Genomic DNA, 18993 nt, shown 5'->3' with positions numbered 1-18993 from the left:
GCAGCCGCATAGGCTAGGGGTTCGGTCGCCAGCAGCTAATCGGTATGGTTTATCGATTTGGAGCGAATACTTCGAAAGGCAGCCTGGGCCCCGCGATCGTGTTTCCTATCGATCACGTTCGATGGGCCGTTGGACTTTGCGTCGCTTTTGTTGGCCTCATTGGAATCCCCGGCGCGGCAGGGCGTACTTTGATAATCCGACAGACAAACCCTGGTTACGACGGAGTGCGCCATGAGCCTACAACCTGAAGGACCTCGTTATCGACCGTATGCTGGCGCAGCCGCTGGTTGGGGGGCGTTGCGCAGCGTCGGTCGCGCCTGGCTCGAAAGCAAACAACCGTTCAAGAATCTCCGTGCGTTGCTCAAGACAAACCAGCATGGCGGTTTCGACTGTCCTGGCTGCGCCTGGGGTGATTCGCCTGAAGACGGCCGCATAAAGTTCTGCGAGAACGGCGCCAAAGCGGTGAACTGGGAAGCCACCAAGCGTCGTGTCGATGCGGGTTTCTTTGCCCGCTATAGCGTCAGCCAGTTACGCGCGCAGAGCGATTACTGGCTCGAATACCAGGGCCGCCTGACCGAACCGATGCGCTACGACCGGGCCAGCGACCACTACGTGCCGGTGAGCTGGGACGCCGCGTTCAACCTGATCGGCGAACAGCTGAAGCGTCTCGACAGTCCGCAACAGGCGGAGTTTTATACGTCAGGCCGGGCCAGCAACGAGGCGGCGTTTCTCTACCAGCTGTTCGTTCGCGCCTACGGCAGCAATAATTTTCCCGATTGCTCGAATATGTGCCACGAAGCCAGCGGCGTCGCCCTTGGCCAGAGCGTGGGCGTCGGTAAAGGCACCGTAACCTTTGCCGATTTCGAACACGCCGACGCCATTTTCGTGCTCGGTCAGAACCCCGGCACCAACCATCCGCGAATGCTCGAACCGCTACGCGAAGCGGTTAAACGCGGCGCGCAGGTGGCCTGCTTCAACCCGCTCAAGGAACGTGGTCTGGAGCGCTTCCAGCATCCACAGCACGCGCTGGAAATGCTCAGCAACGGCTCCGCACCGCTCAATACCGCATTTTTCCGACCGGCCCTGGGCGGCGACATGGCCGCCTTGCGCGGGATCGCGAAATTTCTCCTGCAATGGGAGCGTGAGGCGCAGGACCAGGGAGAGCCAGCGGTCTTCGATCATGCGTTCATCAACGAACATACCGATGGCCTCGACGCCTATCTGGCGGTGCTGGACGCAACACCTTGGGCGCAGCTCGAAGCACAGTCGGGACTGAGCCTGGCTGACATCCAACAGGCTGCACAACTGTATCGGCAGGCCGAGCGGGTGATCATCTGCTGGGCCATGGGCATCACCCAGCATCATCACTCCGTGGCGACCATCCAGGAGATCGCCAACCTGCAGCTGCTACGTGGCAACCTCGGTCGCCGAGGCGCTGGGCTCTGTCCGGTGCGCGGGCACAGCAACGTGCAAGGCGACCGCACCATGGGCATCAACGAACGGCCGCCGGCCGCGCTGCTGGACGCACTGGAGAAACGCTTTGCTTTCAAGGTGCCCCGCGAGAACGGCCACAACACCGTCGAGGCGATCCAGGCCATGCTCGAAAGTCGCGCCAAGGTCTTCATTGGCCTGGGCGGCAATTTCGCCCAGGCCACGCCCGACAGCCGACGCACCCACCTGGCGTTGCAGAATTGCGATCTGACCGTCCAGATCAGCACCAAGCTCAACCGCAGCCACCTGACCATCGGGCGCGATGCGCTGATCCTGCCGTGCCTTGGCCGTACCGATATTGATTGGCAGGCCAACGGCCCACAGAGCGTCACCGTGGAAGATTCCTTCAGCATGATCCACGCCTCCTTCGGCCAGCTGCAGCCGCTGTCGGCGTTGATGCGCTCGGAGCCAGCGATCGTCGCCGGCATCGCCAAGGCGACAATCGGTAATCATCCGGTGGACTGGGAGGCGCTGATCACCGATTACGACCGCATCCGCGACCTGATCGCCGATACCATTCCCGGCTTTGCCGACTTCAGCCAGCGCCTCCAACATCCGGGCGGCTTCTATCTGGGCAACATGGCCGGCGCACGACGCTGGAATACTCCGACCGGCAAGGCGCGTTTCAAAGCCAATCCGATCCCGACGGATCTGCTACCGGAGCAGGTTCGCCTGAGCGGTCAGCAGCCCGATCTGATCCTGCAGACGCTGCGTTCGCATGACCAGTACAACACCACCATTTATGGTCTCGATGATCGTTACCGCGGCGTCAAAGGCCAGCGCCGCGTCATCTTCGCCAACGAGGCCGACATACTTCGCCTGGGCTACACATCAGGGCAAAAAGTCGACTTGCTGTCCCTCTGGAGCGACGGTGTTGAACGGCGTGTGAACGACTTCGCTCTGCTCGCCTTCGACATCCCGGCAGGGCAGGCAGCCGCTTACTACCCCGAAACCAACCCATTGGTACCTCTTGAGAGCATTGGTATCGGCAGTCACACCCCTACATCGAAGTTCATAGCCATCAAACTTATGCCTAGTACGGCTTCGAATCATAACCGGCGTATCGAAGCCATTGCTCAAGGATGATGCATGAACGCATTGACTGCTTCATCTCGGTTCGATTTCAGTACGGTCACGGTGCTTGTACTTGCGGCTGGTAAAGGAGAGAGATTCAGGGCCTCTGGGGGCACTTGCCACAAACTCGAAGCGCTTATAGCTGCTAAGCCAATGCTGTGGCATGTAATGAAGGCTGTGGATGAGTCCGGGTTACGAGCACTACTGGTACGTCCTCATGGTGGGACTGGCGGTATGGGCGAAAGCATAGCGCTAGGTGTCCGGTCGACACCTGATGCGGCTGGCTGGTTGATACTCCCAGCAGATCTGCCGCTAATTCAGGCCGGCACGTTACACCTCGTCGCGAATAGTCTGAGCCAGAACTTAATTGTTGCCCCTCACTGCGATGGGCGACGTGGTCATCCTGTGGCGTTTAGGCGTGAGCTTTACCACGATCTTGCAGCGCTCTCAGCTGATTATGGCGCCAGTTCTATCGTGCGTGCCAATCAGTCGCTTGGTCATGTCCTCGACTTGGCGGTCGAGGACATAGGCATTGCTGAAGACGTAGACACAATCACAGACCTTGTTCGCGTTGAGAAGATTCTTCGTCTCCGCGAGCATGCCGAACAAACACAATGAGGCGCTATGGAAAGTATTGACGTCATGGTGCTTCGCACCGCGCGGGACTGGCTGGCAGAAGGGCACAGAGTGCTGCTAGCCACGGTAGTTAGAACATGGGGATCATCTCCTCGTCCCGTTGGCTCCATGATGATCCTACGCGATGATGGTCGTGCAGTCGGAAGCGTATCCGGCGGTTGCATTGAGGATGACCTAATTCACTGCTACACGAAGGCATTCGGCGGACGAGGCATTCCGAATTCGATCCCTCAGGTAGTTCGATACGGTGTCAGTGCTGACGAGGCGCACAGATTTGGATTGCCGTGCGGAGGAACTCTCGAACTAGTTTTGGAGTTCATACCACCGCTCAGCTCGTTAGGCGACTCGTTAGACGAGTTGGTCAGCAGACTGGAAACTGGTCAGTTGGTGAAGCGAATTGTCCAGCTCACTGATGGCTCCGTTAGGCTTGTGAATACGGCGGAGCCTGAGTCTCTGAAATTCAATGATGCCCAGCTAATAAATACATTAGGCCCAGGTTATCGAATGCTTATTATCGGAGCTGGTGCCTTGGCGGAGTACCTCTCCACAATGGCTCTGTTCAATGGATTCAAAATAACTATTTGCGATCCACGAAGCGAGTACATCGATACTTGGTCAGTCGCGGGCGTGGAGATTAGCACCGCTATGCCTGACGATGCTGTTTATGCGTTTCGACCAGATATTAGGACTTGCATTGTGGCGCTGAGCCATGATCCGAAGCTAGATGACTTGGCACTGCTACAAGCACTTCAGAGCCCAGCATTTTACATTGGCGCAATCGGCTCTAGGCGCAACAACCGAAGCCGTCGTGACCGGCTCATAACCCATTTTGGCGAGACGGAGCATTCGCTGAAGCGGCTTCGAGGTCCCGTGGGTATCTACATTGGTAGCAAAACCCCTGCAGAAATTGCGGTCAGCGTCATGGCTGAAATAATAGCAGTCAAAAATGGCGTTGCGCTGCCCGTAGAAATGTCAATTCATCAGGCCAAGCTTGCCCAAGAGGCCGCCGCAACTGAGTAAAAATTAATGACATTTGTATATCGGCATCGACGGGTGCGGCGGGCGATAACTTTGTTTGAATCTGGGCCGCACGCTACGTGCTTTAAGATCATTGCTTCGCCCACTTTCACATACTTAGCATAGTTACCGCGTCCTGCTTCGCCACTTTCCACATGCGCGTAACTATGTTTAGGCCGTTAATTTTTGTACCCGCTCAGGCGGCTCAGCAGAAGACAAGCCCACATTGATACGGCGAGCAAAGCTGTGGCGATTGCACCCGGCGCGGTAGGCTAAATGCCAACAAAAAAGCAGTTGATAGCTGTGGCGTAAGAAACACCGATAAAGACTCAGCCGAGACAGCAGCGCGAGCGGGACCTTCATGTCCCGCCAAAGGCGCGCGGCCTACCACAAGCATATGTAAAGCTGTGCCGATACTAATTTACGCTTGGCTGTTCAGCCAGATTTAGCTCAGGCGTAACTGAGGTCGACACCTCAACTCTTCTTTGCCGGTTCTTCGGCCTTCTGCCCTTCCACGTTATAGGTAAAGCTCTGCTTTTCCACGCTTGGCTTATCCTCACTCGCTCCCATTGAATTGCGAAATCCTTTTATCGCCTCCCCCATGTCTGAGCCTAGCCCTTTCAAACGTTTACTGCCAAAAAGCATAACCACGATGAGCAATACGATGAGAAGCTGCCAGACGCTAATTCCACCAAGACCCATGCTGTGTTTCTCCGAAATGCGATGTCATAAACTTGGGCAGGCGACTCGGACGCTGACCCTAAGCTTCGCTGTTTTCGACTATGAGGTGTTACGCACTGCTAGCGGTAGTCGAACCCTTACGGTACAGGCTCGCTACAGTGAATGCCATCCGCAGCAGCCTTTTTTTTCACTTATTTCGGCCGGATGGCGAAGTCTCGTTGCCGCGGGCTTAACGGGCCGTCACACTGATCAATACAGGCGGGGTTGTTCAGTGGTCCGGTGTTTCTAAACGCAACTTTTTTGTTATGTCTATGCAGTATTAAACGCCAGCACGAACGTGGTTCTGTATATCGAGTTACTAAACTTGCTAAACCAAAAAATTAAATGAGCAAATTGTGGCTATGCGCAATTTAACTAGTGCGTATGGAGTAACTTGTTGAAATTTGAATTTTTAATTGCAATCTCTGTTGGTTTATTAACCCGGCCTCTGCTCGGGTCGTAGTGGTTGCTGGAAGAAAAATATTCAGTTTTTCATTTGTCGGAGGTATAATGAACGATTAAAGGTTAAGTGTTCAGCTAGGGTGCAGTATGTCCGGATTGAAGGCGGGTGCAGAAAAAAAACAGGTTAGCCGGCTCGGTAGGAGAAGGTTCTCAGAGCTCGGTGAAGTCGAAAATAAAGAGCTTATTCTAAACGAGGCCGAAAAGCTTTTTGCTATGCAAGGGTACTTGGGGACTAGCCTCAAACAAATAGCTCAGCAAGCTAACGTAACTCAAGCGCTTATCACATATTATTATGGAACGAAGCAGAATCTTTTTTTAGAAATTTATAGGAGGGGCCTGGCGGATATCGCTAGAAATCGTCAGCAATACCTCGATGATTTGAAAGCGGGGGGATCCGATTATGAGATTTCGGATATAATTAGAACTTACCTTAAGCCGCAATTCGAACACAGAGATGGGGGGGAGGCATGGAAGTACTTTGCGCGGTTGCAGTCCCGTTTAGTAAGTGAGCCTGACGAGGTTACTGTGCCGTTAAGGAAGGAGTTATATGATGAAGCCATTAAGGCTTATATAAAAGAGATGATGGCTTGCGAAGGTAAGGAGCATCGCGTCGCTATTAGCTGGGGGGCTGTGTTCATGATCTCAATGATTCTTTATATGCTAAGAGGTGTCGATCGTATCGGTGAGCTTACGGACGGAAGCGTCCACGCAGAATCAGAAGATGACATGATTGAAAAAATGACGTTGTTTATAGCCGGTGGAATCAACGCGCTCAAGTAAAGCGCGCCTGAGGTACCGATATGGTGGAGAATTCCCGTGATCGATGGTGTCAGGCAATTCTCTGAAGAAGCTACTTTTATAATCTGTAGCGGCGACTACATGCAATGCACTTTTTTGGCTCGCCGACCGGGTCGGCGATGAACGCTGTCACCCGGTTTTCGGTGTCGCTCGGCCGCCGTTGGACCTGTAAAAGCGCCGCGTTAGTGTTAAGCCATATTGAATTTGTAGGTGCGCTGCAAAAAAGCATCTAAACGGCGCATGGCGGAGCGATTGACTAGTTGCAGCGGCTTTTGGGCTTGCGGTTTTGTTAGGCCTGGATCAGCCGTTGACTGATTGTTGCGGGTGTGTAAGGCAGCGGCGCACAAACTCAAAGATCAGCTCGACTTTGAAAGACAGATGTTTCCTTCATGTCCAAACGGTAGACTGAGACACAACACAGCAGCGTCGTTCTCAGAAGGGTACTCATGTCCAAACTCGCCGAATTCAAAGCTCTAGAAGCCCAGCTCGCAGCCCAGCTCAAGCAGCTTGATGCTCTTAGGAATGACGACAAACTCAAGCGCGAAATAGAGTTCGAGGAAAAACTCCGCAATTTGATGGGGAAATATGACGTAGGCCTGCGCGAAATTATTTCAATACTGGATCCGCAGTCCAGCCGCACCAGCACCACGCTGGTGTCTCAAGCACCTCGCCGGCAGCGTCAACTCAAGGTTTACAAGAACCCAGAAACTGGAGAAGTCGTAGAAACGAAAGGTGGCAACCATAAGATTTTGAAAGCCTGGAAAGAAAAGCACGGCGCCGACAAGGTGGAGGGTTGGCTTCAGTAAGCTATCCCGTCCAACACAAGAGGCAATGCCTGGCTTTTATCTATCCGCTTTCAGCGCCAAGCAAATCGCACTACAACCGACACTTGGAAATTCACCGGCCGTCGCATCCACTCGGCTAGTTGCAACGCACCACCCATAACTGATCCAGCCTGGTTGTGAAACTTTGGCTCATCATCTCCCGTCGCATGCCCCAGTCCGGCGCGGTGGTTACACGGCCTGGCCGGAGGGTGTTGCGGCCCCACTTGGCGTTGATTGCATCGAGCACCCCCATAACGCGCTCCGAGGCAGCAGGTTGAGTTTGGGAGAATAGATCACCGGTGTACTCGCCACGCTGGCACAGGTCCATTAGCAGGACCTCGGCCTTGCTGAACGAAAATCCCTCGCGATAGATGTGCTCCAAACCGGCGATCGCCGCTCGGACGATGTATCGGGTGTCGTCGGTGGGATACGGCAGCTCACACACCACGCCTTTCGCAAACTTAGGCTCGTCGGGATTGAACATGCCGGTCCGGATGCTGATTCGGACACGCTTGCACAGTGACTGCTGGCCCCTCAGCTTCTCGCTGGCCCTAGCAGCGTATGCCGCCACTGCCTCCTTGATTGGCTCCAGCTCGCGCAAGCGCTTGCCGAACATCCGCGAGGAGCAGATTTCCTGTTTGGATGGCGCGAAGTCCTCCAGATCGAGGCACGGCGTCCCGCGCAGTTCGCGTGCGGTTTTCTCGATGACCACGCTGAATTTTTTGCGCAGGGTCCAGGCATCCGCGCTGGCTAGATCCCAAGCAGTACGTATGCCCAACCTGTTCAGGTGCTCGGTCATCCGGCGACCGACACCCCATACATCGCCGACGTCAGTCACGCGCAGCACCTTGTCGCGCCGCACCGGGTCGAGAAGGTCCACTACCCCACCCGTCTGCTTCTGCCAGCGCTTCGCTGAATGGTTCGCCAACTTGGCGAGCGTCTTGGTCCCCCCAATGCCCACCCCGACCGGGATACCCGTGCTGCGCAGTACCTCAGCGCGGATCCGCCTGCCGAGCACTTCGACGTCTGGCACACCGGTAAGGTCGGCAAACGACTCGTCGATTGAGTACACCTCAACCGCAGGCACCAGGCTCTCGATGACCGTCATGACGCGCTCGCTCATATCGCCGTACAGTGCGTAGTTGCTGGAAAACACCACAACGCCCAAACGCTCCAGGTCGCGCCGGATCTGAAAATACGGCACGCCCATCTTGATACCGAGCTGCTTTGCCTCGGTTGAGCGCGCGATTACGCAGCCGTCATTGTTCGAAAGCACGACGATAGGCGTACGGCGCAAGTCTGGTCGGAAGACACGCTCGCAGCTGGCGTAGAACGAGTTGCAATCGATGAGGGCGATTGCCCGCTCAGTACTTGCCATGGATTCGGATGCTGTATGACACCACGCCCCATACGTAGAGTTCTTCGCTTTCGAGGAGGTACCGCGGCGGGAACTTCGGATTGGCCGAGCGCAGAATGACCTGGCTGCCGGCTCGGTCGAAAATCTTGACCAGAGGCTCGTTATTCAGCGCCGCGATGATCACCTCCCCTTTCTCGGCCTCTCGTCCCCGGTCGATGATCAGAATGTCTCGGTCGAAAATGCCGACCTGGATCATGCTCTCCCCGTCTGCACGCGCCAGGTAGGTATGCGGAGCTCGGATGTTCATCAGCTCGTCGAGCGAGATGCTCCCCTCCATGTGGTCCTGCGCTGGGCTCGGGAATCCCGCGGGCACGCAGAAACTGAAAAACGGCAGTGCAATTGTGGTGGGAGCAGCAGGTCCCAATATGTGGACGGGCATGGTACAGACCTCATAACTGTATGCGCATACAGTATTCTGAGGCTAGAGCCCGGTCAATTGAACCAGATGTGCGGGGGCACCCATGTGTGGACGTTTCGCTCAGTACCGAATCGCTTATGAATATCTGGACAAGATCGCGGTGCAGCTACCTTTGCCCTTGCGTGGCGGCGTGAATCCTGAGCCGATCGGACGCTACAACGTGTGTCCGCAATCAATGGTTCAGCTCCTGCACCAGGACGATGATGGGCTGCGCATGGAGCCAGTCAAGTGGGGTTATGCCCCGTCGTGGGCACAGGGGAAACGACCATCAGCGATAAATGCCAGGGTGGAAACGGCCGCAACTAGCAGGTTTTTTCGCGACATCTGGCAAACCGGTCGCGCAATAGTGCCCGCTGATGGTTGGTACGAGTGGAAGAAGGACGCGGCCAACCCGAAGATCAAGCAGCCCTACTACATCACGCTGCGTAGCGGCGAGCCGATGTTCTTCGCAGCGCTTGGGCGGTTTCAACGAGGCGGCTCGCTGGTACCGCGAGACGGCGACGGCTTTGTTGTCATTACGTCATTCAGCGGTGCCGGCATGCTCGACATTCACGATCGGCGTCCTTTGGTTTTATCGCCGCAGTACGCCGCGCGATGGATAGACCCGCATTTGCCGCCGCGCGAAGCAGAAAAGCTCGCGCTAGAGCATGGTTTGTGCGCGGAGGAGTTCGAGTGGCATCCGGTGGGCAAGGCCGTCGGGAACGTGCTGAATGAGGGGCCCGAACTTATCGATAGGATCGACCAGCCACTGGTATAAATTAGCCAGGACGCTTTTCGGCGAGATGAAAGGCGTTTCGCTCCGATGGCCGTTAGTGACGACCAAATCAAATGCCAGCTTTTTTCTAGCTCGCCACTGCATGGGCTAAAGCTACGGTGAGGCGCCATAGCTTAGAAAAGTGAGCTAGGGAATTCGCTAAATTCCGAACAGCGAACTTGAACCCACCGCTCTAGGGGCAGATAGCCCAGCTTCCGCTTACGGCCAAAAGCGGTCATCAGCAATTAGGCTTTGCCTCACCAGCCACGAGTAACAGCTGACTTACTAGATTGATTTCAACTGCTAGCCGGTTCGATAGCCTTCCCGTTATCACGGCAGAGGAATGCCGGCACTGCTCGGACATAGACCAGTTCGGCCACCAGTTCGACAAGGGTCTGAGTGATCACAGCTGCGGCGGCAAGTCCCCGCAACTCTTCCGGCAGGGCTAACGCTAGAGGCAGAACAACCAGCGAGTTTCGAGTCGAGGTGCTGAAGGTCACAGCCCTTGCGGCACCAACAGGCAGTTTGAATGCTTTGGAGACCAAGGCGCCGATCACAGGCGCTACTAGAGCGAAGGCAAGGTAGATCGGCAGTACTGGTGCAAGCCTGTCGATCTCCTTCACTACAGGCGCGAACTGCGAGCCAACCACTACAAACAGCACCGCGGCCATCGCCGGCACCGGCAGCCAGGCCCAGGCATCAGCCCATGTCCTCACCGCCGAGGAGCGCAGGACCAAGGCTTCGGTCAGCAACGCCAGGATCAGCGGGGCAACGATAAGGGCCAGAAAGGCTTCAACGAATGGGCCTATCGACACGACCACTTCAGAAGTACCACTCAACATAAGTCCTAGGTAGAGCGGTAGAAGAGCGAGCTGAAACAGTAGCAGAATCGGGGTCGCCGAAAGGATCAAGCGTGAGTCACCCCGGCCAATGTGAGTGAAAACGACCACGTAATCGATACAGGGAGTCAGTAATACCAGTAGCACGCCGACCAAGATGGCGGGATGCCCTTCCAGGAAGCGGGTCAGCCCCCAAACCAGCATGGGAATCAACACGAAGTTGGCGGCCAGAAGCGCGGCCATAAATGACTTGTTGCGTAAGCCGTCCTTGATGTTCAGGAACGGAATCTGGAGAAACATCGCGTACATCAGAACCGCGATGGTGGGTGTCACCAAGGCCGACAATCCCTGGGCGGTACTTGGAGCAAGCAGACCACCAATCGCCGCGACAATCACTGCAATGAAGTAGATCGGTACTTGGTTCTGCTCTAGTGCATCTCTAGTCATGGTTCTCTCAAGGTCAAATGGCAAAAGGTCTGGAGGGACCTTGAACTCCTCTGGGGCTCCTCCAACGGAACCGGAGGCCATCCCAGGGCCTCAATCTTGCACCATTGATCTGGACGCCGAGGTCGCATGGCTGTGTGTCTGTCAATCACCAGCAAGTGCTTTCGACCGGACTCGGACTGCCCCTGTCCTAAATCCAACGTCTCACCTGAGTGCAATATTGCGCGAAGTCGTTTCCGAACAGTTTGGCGAGGGCCTGCTCCTCCGTCCCGATCTGGAAGCGGTTCATGTACAACACGAAGCCCAATACACCCAACAGTGCAGGCGGCCAGGCGAGAAAGATCGACCAGGCGACCAGGGCGGTGGCGAAGCCCAGGTACATGGGGTTGCGCGTATAGCGGTAGACGCCGGAGCTGACCAATGCCGAAGCCGTTTCCGGCTTCAGTGGGTTGACCGTGGTACGGGCGTAGCGGAAGGACAGTACGCCGGCCAGGCAGATGATGGCGCCTATCAGCAATACCGCCAGCGCGAGGCCGGCACGCCATTCGATGGCCAGCCCCAGAGCGCCAGGCAGGTAACGAGCGGCGAGCCACATCAATAGGCCGAACAGGGTGGCGTCCAGGGGCGGCGGAATGCGAGTTTCCAGTACGCCCATGGCATCACTTCCCGACTTTGGCGGCTTCGTTGCTGACCAACTGGCGCAGCGGCTCGATGCCGAACTTGTCCAGCGGCCGGCCGTTTACGAAGAATGTCGGGGTGCCTCGGATATCCACCGCCTTCACATCCTGCATGTCCAGCTTAAGAACTGCATCGACGGCAGGCGTGTACATATCTGCGCGGGCCTTTTCCACATCCAGTCCGACTCGCTCGGCGGCGTTCCAGGCTTCCTTCACTTCGGGGTCGTCATGCCAACCCGGCTGAACTTCAAGCACGGCATCCAGAACTTGCGTATAGAGGTTCTGCTTGCGCGACGCCTCCAGCAGACGCGCCACTTCTTCAGACCCTTGATGGAACAGCACATAACGCAGCACCAGGCGCACATTGTCCGGGTTCTCGGCGAGGATCTTCTTCACATGTGGGTAGAAGGCGCGGCAAGCCTCACAAGAGGGATCGAAGAACTCGACGATGGTGACCGGCGCCTGGGCTGGGCCGAAGATCGGCGAGTGGAAACGAACCAGGTTTGCCTTACTGGCCGTCGCCTGCTCGGCTGGGGGCTGTGCCTGGGCACGCTGCTCAGTGGGAGCCGGCGATGACGAGGAGTACAGATAAGCGGCTGCAGCGAAGGCGATCAGGATCACGACGCTGATGATCAGGACCAGGATGCGGCGGTTCATGGGGTGGTTCTCCGACGAATGATAACGAGCAGAATGGCGATCAGAGCGAAGGCGAACAGCGCCAACCCCGGCAGCGGTATGCCGCCGAAGATGGTCATGCCGTCTCCCGAGCAAGACGGCCCTGTGGCCGTGCAAGGCTGGATCGGCTGGGGAATCAGGCCGACATAGAGCAGTACATGCGCGAACGCCAGTAACGCGCCGATGCCGGCCAGCGGTAGCGCATAGCGCCACACGGAGAGGTCCGAGCGATAGCAGGCAATGGCCAGGATTACCGCTAGGGGGAACATGAAGGCGCGCTGGAACCAGCACAGGACGCAGGGCGCCTGCCCCATCACCTCGCCGATGAACAGCGCCGAAAGCGTCGACACCAATGCTACCAGCCAGGCCAGGAGCAGCAGCCCCCATAGGGTAGAGGGATTCTGATTGGTCATCAGGTGCCCCTCAATCTGCGCCGGGCGGCACTGCTGTGAAGGTCGCTGGCAGGCTCTGGCCGTCAGCGAAAAGCAGGCTCGCTTCGACCTGATCATCCAGCGCCAGCTCGCGCTGACCTTGCATCATCACCTGGGCAAAAGCCTGGCTCTGTGCGCCCGCCAGAATCACTGGCTGCTTGCCGGTATTGGTTAGGGTGAAGTAACCGGCCGCCGGAAGATTCCCCGGCGGCAGGCGTAGCTTCGCTTCACTCACCTGCAGGTCGGCCAAGGCCGTGGTCGAGACTGCCAGCAGCAAAAATGTGGCCAGTCGTTCGAGTCTCCGCATCGCAGTACTCCTTGTTGTTAGCGATTTTCTAGCTTTCCCGTTTCGGTGAGCAGCAGCCCTTTGCCGATGGGCTTTCGGTTGGCTCCGTGGCGCCCTGTGATGGCGGAGCGCAGCATGCGTCCGAAGTGGTCTGCGGCTCACCGGCACAGCAACTCTGCGCAGGCGTGAACTGGGCTTTGGACGAGGACGGCTCGGCAATGCCCACCAAACCCTGGGGACCGGGGGCGCAGCACGAGCTCGACTTACCTTGCGCTTCGCCATTGCAAGCGGCGGTTGGTTCGGGCTGTTGCGGTTGAGGGACGTTGGCTCGCCACTCCGCCCAGGCCTCGCGAAGGACCTGCCCGGCTGAATGCAGGAACAGCGCAGCGATGGCCATCCCGACGAGGATGTCCGGCCACAGGCTGTTTGTCAGTGCAACCAGGCCGGCGGCCGCGATCACGCTGCTGTTGGCCACCAGATCGTTGCGCGAGCAGAGCCAAGTCGAACGCATGTTCAGGTCGTCGGAACGGTGGCGATAGAGCAGCATGAAGCAGTAGCCATTGGCGAGTAGCGCGAGTGCACCGATGATGCCCATCCAGTCGGCGGCCGGCACCTCCTGCAGCACCAGCTTGCGCAGCGCATCGGCTACCACCAGCATGCCGAACAGCAGCATGAAGCCGCCCTTGAACAGCGCCGCCCCCGCACGGGCACGCGCGTTGCGGTGCAGGACGAACAGCGTGAGGGCGTAGACGGAGGCATCGCCGAACATATCCAGCGAGTCGCCGAGCAGTGCCGTGGAGTTAGCTATCCAGCCGGCGATGAATTCAACCAGGAACATGGCCGCATTGACGGCCAGGACGATGTAGAGCACCCGGCTCTGCTTGGCGCGCAGCTGGGCCAGCTCACCGGCCTTGTTTTCACAGCAGCTGTCCATGATTAGTACCTCACTCACTCGATCTTGTCGTTAGAATGAGGGTTATAGCGACTATAAGGTCAAGAGCCATGAACGCAACGAACTTCACCGTGGGCCAGTTGGCCCGTATCACCGGGACCAAGGCGGTGACCATTCGCTACTACGAAAAGCTCGGCCTGCTACCCACGGCTTCGCGCAATGCTTCCGGTTACCGCCAGTACACGGAAGAGGAACGCGATAGGCTGCTGTTCATTCGTCGCAGCCGCGCGCTGGGGTTCAGCCTCGACGATATTCGCCAACTCCTAGGCTTCTCCGACCATCGTCAGGCGTCGTGCGCCGCAGTAGACGCCAAGGTGGCCGACCAGTTGGAGCAGGTCAGGCTGCGAATCCGGGATCTGCAGGGGCTGGAACAAGAGCTGCAGCGTCTGCTGTCCTGCTGTCATGGCGGTGTGATTGAGGAGTGCAGGATTATCGAGTCGCTGAGCCAACAGCGTTGAACGACAACGGCAGTGATCCGTTGCTGACAGATCGATAGGGAAGGAGGAGCTTACATGCATTCGAAAGAACATTGGCAGCAGGTCTACACCAGCAAGGCCGCAGACAGCGTCAGCTGGTACCAGCCGCATGTCTCGGTCTCGCTGGAATTGATTCGTCAGACCGGTATGTCGGCCCATGCCTCGCTGATCGACGTCGGTGGTGGAGCCTCGACGCTGGTTGACGACTTGTTGGCGGCGGGCTTTCACAATCCAACGGTATTGGACATTTCCGATGCGGCGCTGGAAGTGGCGCGACAGCGCCTGGGTGAGCGGGCAGCCAGGGTGAGCTGGATCGAGGCCGACATCACCACCGCCCGGTTGTCCGAGCAGGCATACGATGTCTGGCACGACCGGGCAGTATTTCATTTCCTGACGACCGAGCAGGAACGCCGACAATATCTGCAGGCGGTGCGGCGCGCGGTGAAGCCTGGCGGCTTCGTCATCGTCGGTACATTCGCCGAAGACGGCCCGGAGCGCTGCAGCGGTCTACCCGTCCAGCGCTACAGCGCTGAATCCCTGCATGCAGAGTTTGGCGCGAGCTTCGAGCTGCTTGGGCGTGTGGCGGAAGATCATCGGACGCCTGGTGGAAGCATTCAGAAATTTCTCTATTGCTATTGCCGGAAGCTCTGAAAGCAGTTTCGTAATGTCCGCTTCTGGCCGGAAGCTGCCCGTGGGCCTCCACTTTCGTAGCCCAGCCACCCAACAGGTACGCAAGAATTCCGGCGTGAGCGCGGCAAAGCGCTCAAACTATAGGTAGCTACAAGACCACTCCTATTGCCTCACAGGCCATCAGCCGAGCTGCATCTGAACGGTCAAACCAACAGGAGGTACCTCAGCCGTCGGCTATTTCAGACCTACGCTCTCTGTCTCGCTTAACACTAAGGGCCAGCTCAACCGCACGCATTCGCGTGGGCACTGTATCTCTCACCTTTGAGAAATCAGCATCGCTTGCGGGCTTCACCTTAACAGCCTCTGCTCGTCCGGTTCGTTTATCGCCGTACCGGCTAATCGAATCGGTCGCCTGGTGACCCATGACATACGCCATCTCAACCGCAGACATGCCTGAAGCTTTCAAATTTGCTCCGAACTGGTGACGAAGCGTGTACATGCTCGGCACCTTCCTCCTACCGAATAGCTCAGTAGCGACTTGGTGAAGCGCAACGCGTATTGAATCCATACTGCGCGGCTGACATTTAAAAGCAGCGAGAGCATCTCTCAAGATGTTACAGACACCATCGTCAGCCTCGAGCGCTCGGCTAGCGCCGCGTAAACCGTTGTGGCTAAGCTTTGCACCGGATATATGGACGCGCCGGCCATCGATGGAAATGCCGTTAAGCTCGCATGGTCGCGCTCCGGTAAGAGATATCACCATTAAAGCTCCCGCTTCGACAGGCATATCTCGTTCAGCCAGACACCGTAGCCACGCCTCGAAATCAGCGGTAGAAAGCTTCTGCGGACGTCGCTGCTTTTTCTTTCGCGGCAGATTTAACACAGTGACCGGATTGAGCGTCCGATTGATTTCTTGGGCAGCCCAGAAATTTCCTCGACGCTTTTGATCAAACGCCAAAGCGTTACGTAGGCGCCGGTAATAATCCGGGCGGTAATCAGGGGCCGCCCGTAGCAAAGCACCAATAATATTGAGCTCATCAAGCTCAACGCCCTGCATTCGAGTCGCATAGAAATTACTGGCCAAACTAATGTAGGCGCTTTGAGTCTCTGCATTCATACTACTCTTCTTATTATTATTTGCGTGACACATGCCACACAATCAATTATTGCAAATACGAAAACAAAAAAACAACAGCCAGAACATTATTTTTTATATAACCCCAAAAGCCAAATATTGCAAAAATGCAAAAATGCAAAAATGCAAAAATGCAAAAATGCAAAAATGCAAAAATGCAAAAATTCTATTCTTTCTATATTGCATTCCGGACTTTGGTTCGTTGGCCAAGGACGCACCATGTTACCTGATCCCACAAGACGACCCGCCGGGAGCAGCACATAGACCGACTGGATAGCGCTGAGCATGAGTGGATGCTTCCACTCTTTCAGCCGATTTACATTTTTAAATGTCAGAACCAGGTGGAGTAATTTCAATCTAGATCGGACAATCCACGGTCCGCTATCGGCCCCAAAGCAGCCTGTCGAATCCTGCTGCACTCAAGTCTAAGCAGCCGTCAGAAATTAAAATGGCAGCGCCCGTGAGAGTCAAATAATTTGGCCTGCGTTATTGCAATGGCTGCAATTAGGGTCTCGCTCAACAGCGAAGCTTCCGAAGTCTAAGTTTGCCAGACTGAACTCCAGTCGCTTATTTGCTACGGCTAAATGCTCAACTGGAGCCCCGAATACGATTTTTATTGCCTCCGTAGCGGTGATTGAGGCAGAAGCGGCACATACCGGCCCAAGACTGCCAATCTTGCGACTCTTTCTATTCAGTTTCTTGACGCCGAATAAATCCGCCGCATTAGCAATTGATAGTTTTTTGTCGAAGCAGTGAATGCAAGCGGTTACGCCCGGCACGATTACCTGGCCGACCAGCGTAAGATGCAAATTATAACCGCCACCGATTATATGAGGTATCCCGCGCTTTAAAGAGAAATCAGAAACCAGCCTTGAAGTGTAGTCAACACTGGGATAGTCCGCGCAATTAATGATCAGGTCCGGGCGCACGTCAAGCGACGTCAAATCTTCGACCGAATCCATTCGCTTACAGGCAGTCTTTATTCGCACGCCGTAGGCGTTTCTTATATTATGTCGAGCAGCTTCAACTTTTGAGCATCCAATATTGTCCTCAAAGAATAGATCCTGCCGGTGAAGGTTGGAAATCTCTACATTATCATTATCCATTACGGTAATATTTTGCACGCCCGCTTTGATAAGACAATGCAAAACCCATGAGCCTACAGCCCCCAACCCAATAATAAGAACATTTTTCTGCAGTCCAAAAGAGATGGATCTTCTCACCTCTGAAGTGGATCCAAAATAAGCCTCAAGCGTACTTATTAGTCTTGGACGAGAATCCACATAAAGGTCGGGATAAGTTTCATCAACTTCGATTAAAACCCGCTTGCCATGCAGGAACTGCGCGAGGTCAATAAGCTCCTCAATTGCAACGTCAGCATGAAGACACCCAATTTCTGACGTCGTCAGCGAGCCATCAAATCTATGCAGAAGCTCAGTCAGCCTGGGGTAGGCTAATCGAATTACAAACCCGGCGCGGGTATTGCTATCGAAAAACTCTACGAGCTGCTCATGCCTTACGATACCAATGCAGCTCCTTAGTCGGTACTTCTTACTTCCCGCAGACACTGCAGTCCTCCCTGCCTTTAATGTTCACCCACTCTATCTCGCCTTTTCCAACGATGTACTCCCCACGGCGAGATAGCCGTGACTTGTAAACATCGCCGCCTGCAATATAGTTTAAGATTTGGATAGCTGCATATGAGGCCGAGAAAAGTGACATACTGAAGGTGCCACCACTACCGCCGACCACATGTGTTTTAGATTCGTTAGTTTTGTGAATCTTGTAAGATGGTTTCCAATCTGCCAGTGCTGCACTAAAAAAGTTGCTACAGCAGTCTACGCAGACTGACTCGCCGGGCACGTAGAAATCTCCTGTACTCATAAGATGGGCATCGAAACCACCAGCGACATACAGTGGGATTTTCCTTCCCCACAAATAGCGTCCGAGTTTGATAGACGTATGACCTATATAAGGCTCATCGGCCGTATTAACAACCACTGACGCTCTATCAACAAGCCTAGAAAGCTCTGTGTGTGGTAAAAGCTTTTCACGGACACAAGTAACATGTATGTCGTAGTTTATTTTTTCAAGGTGTCGCTTAAGTGCATCCACCTTGAATTCTCCAATCGCCTCAGTCGAAAAGTATGGATGGCGCTCAGAGGACTGTTGGGAGAGCAGCTTATTGTCTACCAATGTAAACTTTGAAACGCCGGCACGCGCTAGCTGGATCGCGATTGATGAGCCAATCGCACCCACGCCGAAAACAACCACATCACTGGCGACGATCTGCTTATGAGCTTCATGAGCGGGAGTGCCAGATATCCAGTCTGACAGGAAGTTAATCTGCCTTGAATATCGAGAGTCTGGGTCTGTGAAGGAGGGCTTCTCAAGAATCCCCCGAGCAAGCAAATACTCTATGATTTCTTTCAACTCTTCATGGTCTATTACGAAACCAAGGCTGTTCATTAGCTCTGTGATTGGGCTTACGCCGTCAAGCGCGGCCAATACTTCACCGAACTCGGGAGCTATGCGAATTGATAGCTTTTCCCTAGTATTGATGTGATAAAACTGGATTGTACAAATATCCGGCTCGCCGGTAGATATATATACGTCAACACTATCCTTGATCTTAAGAACAGCATCATAGATAACATCCATTGCTCACCCTAAAATGGCACCGCTTTCGCGGCACCATTTCTCCATCAATACTGCAAAACGCCCGCGTTGGCCTCGAGATAGCTATCCCAAGAATCCAAGCTCCCATCATCCGAACCGATATCAACCCGGGTGCAGACTCGAGTACAGCAATCGCTCCTGTTTCCTGAGCAAGTTGC

At 55.4% G+C, this 18993-nt stretch carries 20 protein-coding genes; 8 read left to right on the top strand and 12 right to left on the bottom strand.

Annotation, left to right across the window (positions count from 1 at the left end; genetic code table 11):
* Positions 1 to 231: 231 nt before the first annotated feature.
* Genes ACYCFC_RS00930 through ACYCFC_RS00920 form a run of 3 tightly spaced genes read left to right on the top strand, consistent with a single transcriptional unit; the run spans position 232 to position 4221 of the window.
* Positions 232 to 2577, top strand: a complete 2346-nt coding sequence (locus tag ACYCFC_RS00930) for an FdhF/YdeP family oxidoreductase (RefSeq protein ID WP_064613877.1) — start codon at positions 232 to 234, stop codon at positions 2575 to 2577.
* A gap of 3 nt (positions 2578 to 2580) precedes the next feature.
* Entirely contained in the window at positions 2581 to 3183 is a 603-nt protein-coding gene (locus ACYCFC_RS00925) for a nucleotidyltransferase family protein (protein ID WP_064613878.1), read from the top strand.
* 6 nt (positions 3184 to 3189) lie between these two features.
* A complete protein-coding gene (locus ACYCFC_RS00920) occupies positions 3190 to 4221 on the top strand; it encodes an XdhC family protein (protein ID WP_256049162.1) in 1032 nt (343 codons plus the stop codon).
* 471 nt (positions 4222 to 4692) lie between these two features.
* Here ACYCFC_RS00920 and tatA read toward each other — a convergent pair whose 3' ends face one another.
* Complete coding sequence (gene tatA, locus ACYCFC_RS00915; RefSeq protein WP_064613864.1) at positions 4693 to 4920, bottom strand: twin-arginine translocase TatA/TatE family subunit; 228 nt, start codon at positions 4918 to 4920, stop codon at positions 4693 to 4695.
* Positions 4921 to 5487: 567 nt separating this feature from the next.
* Between tatA and ACYCFC_RS00910 the strand changes: the two genes are divergently transcribed.
* Both ACYCFC_RS00910 and ACYCFC_RS00905 read left to right on the top strand, forming a co-directional pair.
* Complete coding sequence (locus tag ACYCFC_RS00910; protein WP_064613865.1) at positions 5488 to 6180, top strand: TetR/AcrR family transcriptional regulator; 693 nt, start codon at positions 5488 to 5490, stop codon at positions 6178 to 6180.
* A gap of 464 nt (positions 6181 to 6644) precedes the next feature.
* Entirely contained in the window at positions 6645 to 7004 is a 360-nt protein-coding gene (locus tag ACYCFC_RS00905) for a histone-like nucleoid-structuring protein, MvaT/MvaU family (protein ID WP_096269038.1), read from the top strand.
* A 115-nt stretch (positions 7005 to 7119) separates the two neighbouring features.
* Here ACYCFC_RS00905 and umuC read toward each other — a convergent pair whose 3' ends face one another.
* Both umuC and ACYCFC_RS00895 read right to left on the bottom strand, forming a co-directional pair.
* The gene (umuC, locus tag ACYCFC_RS00900; protein WP_459652879.1) at positions 7120 to 8400 is read right to left on the bottom strand and encodes a translesion error-prone DNA polymerase V subunit UmuC; all 1281 of its coding nucleotides are present in this window, start codon (positions 8398 to 8400) and stop codon (positions 7120 to 7122) included.
* Positions 8387 to 8818: a LexA family protein gene (locus ACYCFC_RS00895; protein ID WP_096269040.1), complete on the bottom strand. Its 432-nt coding sequence runs from the start codon at positions 8816 to 8818 to the stop codon at positions 8387 to 8389. The genes umuC and ACYCFC_RS00895 overlap by 14 nt, the downstream gene beginning before the upstream one ends.
* Before the next feature lie 82 nt (positions 8819 to 8900).
* Between ACYCFC_RS00895 and ACYCFC_RS00890 the strand changes: the two genes are divergently transcribed.
* A complete protein-coding gene (locus ACYCFC_RS00890) occupies positions 8901 to 9614 on the top strand; it encodes an SOS response-associated peptidase family protein (protein ID WP_181086775.1) in 714 nt (237 codons plus the stop codon).
* Between the two features lie 293 nt (positions 9615 to 9907).
* On the opposite strand, the gene ACYCFC_RS00885 is transcribed toward ACYCFC_RS00890, so the two are convergent.
* From ACYCFC_RS00885 to ACYCFC_RS00860, 6 genes are all read right to left on the bottom strand, one after another.
* Positions 9908 to 10897 (bottom strand): arsenic resistance protein, encoded by a 990-nt coding sequence (locus ACYCFC_RS00885; protein WP_459652878.1) that lies wholly within the window; start codon positions 10895 to 10897, stop codon positions 9908 to 9910.
* A 187-nt stretch (positions 10898 to 11084) separates the two neighbouring features.
* Positions 11085 to 11549 carry a methyltransferase family protein gene (locus ACYCFC_RS00880; protein WP_459652877.1) on the bottom strand — a complete coding sequence of 155 codons (465 nt, stop codon included), beginning with the start codon at positions 11547 to 11549 and terminating at the stop codon, positions 11085 to 11087.
* Between the two features lie 4 nt (positions 11550 to 11553).
* Positions 11554 to 12228: a DsbA family protein gene (locus tag ACYCFC_RS00875; protein ID WP_459652876.1), complete on the bottom strand. Its 675-nt coding sequence runs from the start codon at positions 12226 to 12228 to the stop codon at positions 11554 to 11556.
* Complete coding sequence (locus tag ACYCFC_RS00870) at positions 12225 to 12659, bottom strand: disulfide bond formation protein B (protein ID WP_459652875.1); 435 nt, start codon at positions 12657 to 12659, stop codon at positions 12225 to 12227. The genes ACYCFC_RS00875 and ACYCFC_RS00870 overlap by 4 nt, the downstream gene beginning before the upstream one ends.
* Positions 12660 to 12669: 10 nt before the next feature.
* Positions 12670 to 12984: a copper chaperone PCu(A)C gene (locus ACYCFC_RS00865; protein ID WP_459652874.1), complete on the bottom strand. Its 315-nt coding sequence runs from the start codon at positions 12982 to 12984 to the stop codon at positions 12670 to 12672.
* A 28-nt stretch (positions 12985 to 13012) separates the two neighbouring features.
* The gene (locus ACYCFC_RS00860; protein WP_459652873.1) at positions 13013 to 13897 is read right to left on the bottom strand and encodes a cation transporter; all 885 of its coding nucleotides are present in this window, start codon (positions 13895 to 13897) and stop codon (positions 13013 to 13015) included.
* Positions 13898 to 13965: 68 nt separating this feature from the next.
* Between ACYCFC_RS00860 and ACYCFC_RS00855 the strand changes: the two genes are divergently transcribed.
* Positions 13966 to 14373 carry a MerR family transcriptional regulator gene (locus tag ACYCFC_RS00855; RefSeq protein ID WP_459652872.1) on the top strand — a complete coding sequence of 136 codons (408 nt, stop codon included), beginning with the start codon at positions 13966 to 13968 and terminating at the stop codon, positions 14371 to 14373.
* 54 nt (positions 14374 to 14427) lie between these two features.
* The gene (locus tag ACYCFC_RS00850) at positions 14428 to 15042 is read left to right on the top strand and encodes a class I SAM-dependent methyltransferase (protein WP_459652871.1); all 615 of its coding nucleotides are present in this window, start codon (positions 14428 to 14430) and stop codon (positions 15040 to 15042) included.
* Positions 15043 to 15244: 202 nt separating this feature from the next.
* Here the strand turns inward: ACYCFC_RS00850 and ACYCFC_RS00845 are convergent, their stop codons facing one another.
* From ACYCFC_RS00845 to ACYCFC_RS00835, 3 genes are all read right to left on the bottom strand, one after another.
* Positions 15245 to 16138, bottom strand: a complete 894-nt coding sequence (locus ACYCFC_RS00845) for a site-specific integrase (RefSeq protein ID WP_096269046.1) — start codon at positions 16136 to 16138, stop codon at positions 15245 to 15247.
* Positions 16139 to 16623: 485 nt separating this feature from the next.
* A complete protein-coding gene (locus ACYCFC_RS00840; protein WP_459652870.1) occupies positions 16624 to 17724 on the bottom strand; it encodes a ThiF family adenylyltransferase in 1101 nt (366 codons plus the stop codon).
* Complete coding sequence (locus tag ACYCFC_RS00835) at positions 17708 to 18817, bottom strand: HesA/MoeB/ThiF family protein (RefSeq protein ID WP_459652869.1); 1110 nt, start codon at positions 18815 to 18817, stop codon at positions 17708 to 17710. Before ACYCFC_RS00835 ends, ACYCFC_RS00840 begins: the two co-directional genes overlap by 17 nt.
* Between the last annotated feature and the right edge of the window lie 176 nt (positions 18818 to 18993).

This window comes from Stutzerimonas sp. NM35 (assembly GCF_054604355.1).
This window is presented reverse-complemented; position numbering and strand designations above follow the sequence as displayed.

Bases quoted from the DNA above. Each gene is read 5' to 3' on its own strand.
- ACYCFC_RS00845 (WP_096269046.1), bottom strand. From the start codon at position 16,138: ATGAATGCAGAGACTCAAAGCGCCTACATTAGTTTGGCCAGTAATTTC.
- ACYCFC_RS00865 (WP_459652874.1), bottom strand. From the start codon at position 12,984: ATGCGGAGACTCGAACGACTGGCCACATTTTTGCTGCTGGCAGTCTCG.
- ACYCFC_RS00875 (WP_459652876.1), bottom strand. From the start codon at position 12,228: ATGAACCGCCGCATCCTGGTCCTGATCATCAGCGTCGTGATCCTGATC.
- ACYCFC_RS00905 (WP_096269038.1), top strand. From the start codon at position 6,645: ATGTCCAAACTCGCCGAATTCAAAGCTCTAGAAGCCCAGCTCGCAGCC.
- ACYCFC_RS00885 (WP_459652878.1), bottom strand. From the start codon at position 10,897: ATGACTAGAGATGCACTAGAGCAGAACCAAGTACCGATCTACTTCATT.
- ACYCFC_RS00850 (WP_459652871.1), top strand. From the start codon at position 14,428: ATGCATTCGAAAGAACATTGGCAGCAGGTCTACACCAGCAAGGCCGCA.
- ACYCFC_RS00895 (WP_096269040.1), bottom strand. From the start codon at position 8,818: ATGCCCGTCCACATATTGGGACCTGCTGCTCCCACCACAATTGCACTG.
- ACYCFC_RS00930 (WP_064613877.1), top strand. From the start codon at position 232: ATGAGCCTACAACCTGAAGGACCTCGTTATCGACCGTATGCTGGCGCA.
- ACYCFC_RS00870 (WP_459652875.1), bottom strand. From the start codon at position 12,659: ATGACCAATCAGAATCCCTCTACCCTATGGGGGCTGCTGCTCCTGGCC.
- ACYCFC_RS00880 (WP_459652877.1), bottom strand. From the start codon at position 11,549: ATGGGCGTACTGGAAACTCGCATTCCGCCGCCCCTGGACGCCACCCTG.
- ACYCFC_RS00910 (WP_064613865.1), top strand. From the start codon at position 5,488: ATGTCCGGATTGAAGGCGGGTGCAGAAAAAAAACAGGTTAGCCGGCTC.
- tatA (WP_064613864.1), bottom strand. From the start codon at position 4,920: ATGGGTCTTGGTGGAATTAGCGTCTGGCAGCTTCTCATCGTATTGCTC.
- ACYCFC_RS00920 (WP_256049162.1), top strand. From the start codon at position 3,190: ATGGAAAGTATTGACGTCATGGTGCTTCGCACCGCGCGGGACTGGCTG.
- umuC (WP_459652879.1), bottom strand. From the start codon at position 8,400: ATGGCAAGTACTGAGCGGGCAATCGCCCTCATCGATTGCAACTCGTTC.
- ACYCFC_RS00890 (WP_181086775.1), top strand. From the start codon at position 8,901: ATGTGTGGACGTTTCGCTCAGTACCGAATCGCTTATGAATATCTGGAC.
- ACYCFC_RS00925 (WP_064613878.1), top strand. From the start codon at position 2,581: ATGAACGCATTGACTGCTTCATCTCGGTTCGATTTCAGTACGGTCACG.
- ACYCFC_RS00855 (WP_459652872.1), top strand. From the start codon at position 13,966: ATGAACGCAACGAACTTCACCGTGGGCCAGTTGGCCCGTATCACCGGG.
- ACYCFC_RS00835 (WP_459652869.1), bottom strand. From the start codon at position 18,817: ATGGATGTTATCTATGATGCTGTTCTTAAGATCAAGGATAGTGTTGAC.
- ACYCFC_RS00860 (WP_459652873.1), bottom strand. From the start codon at position 13,897: ATGGACAGCTGCTGTGAAAACAAGGCCGGTGAGCTGGCCCAGCTGCGC.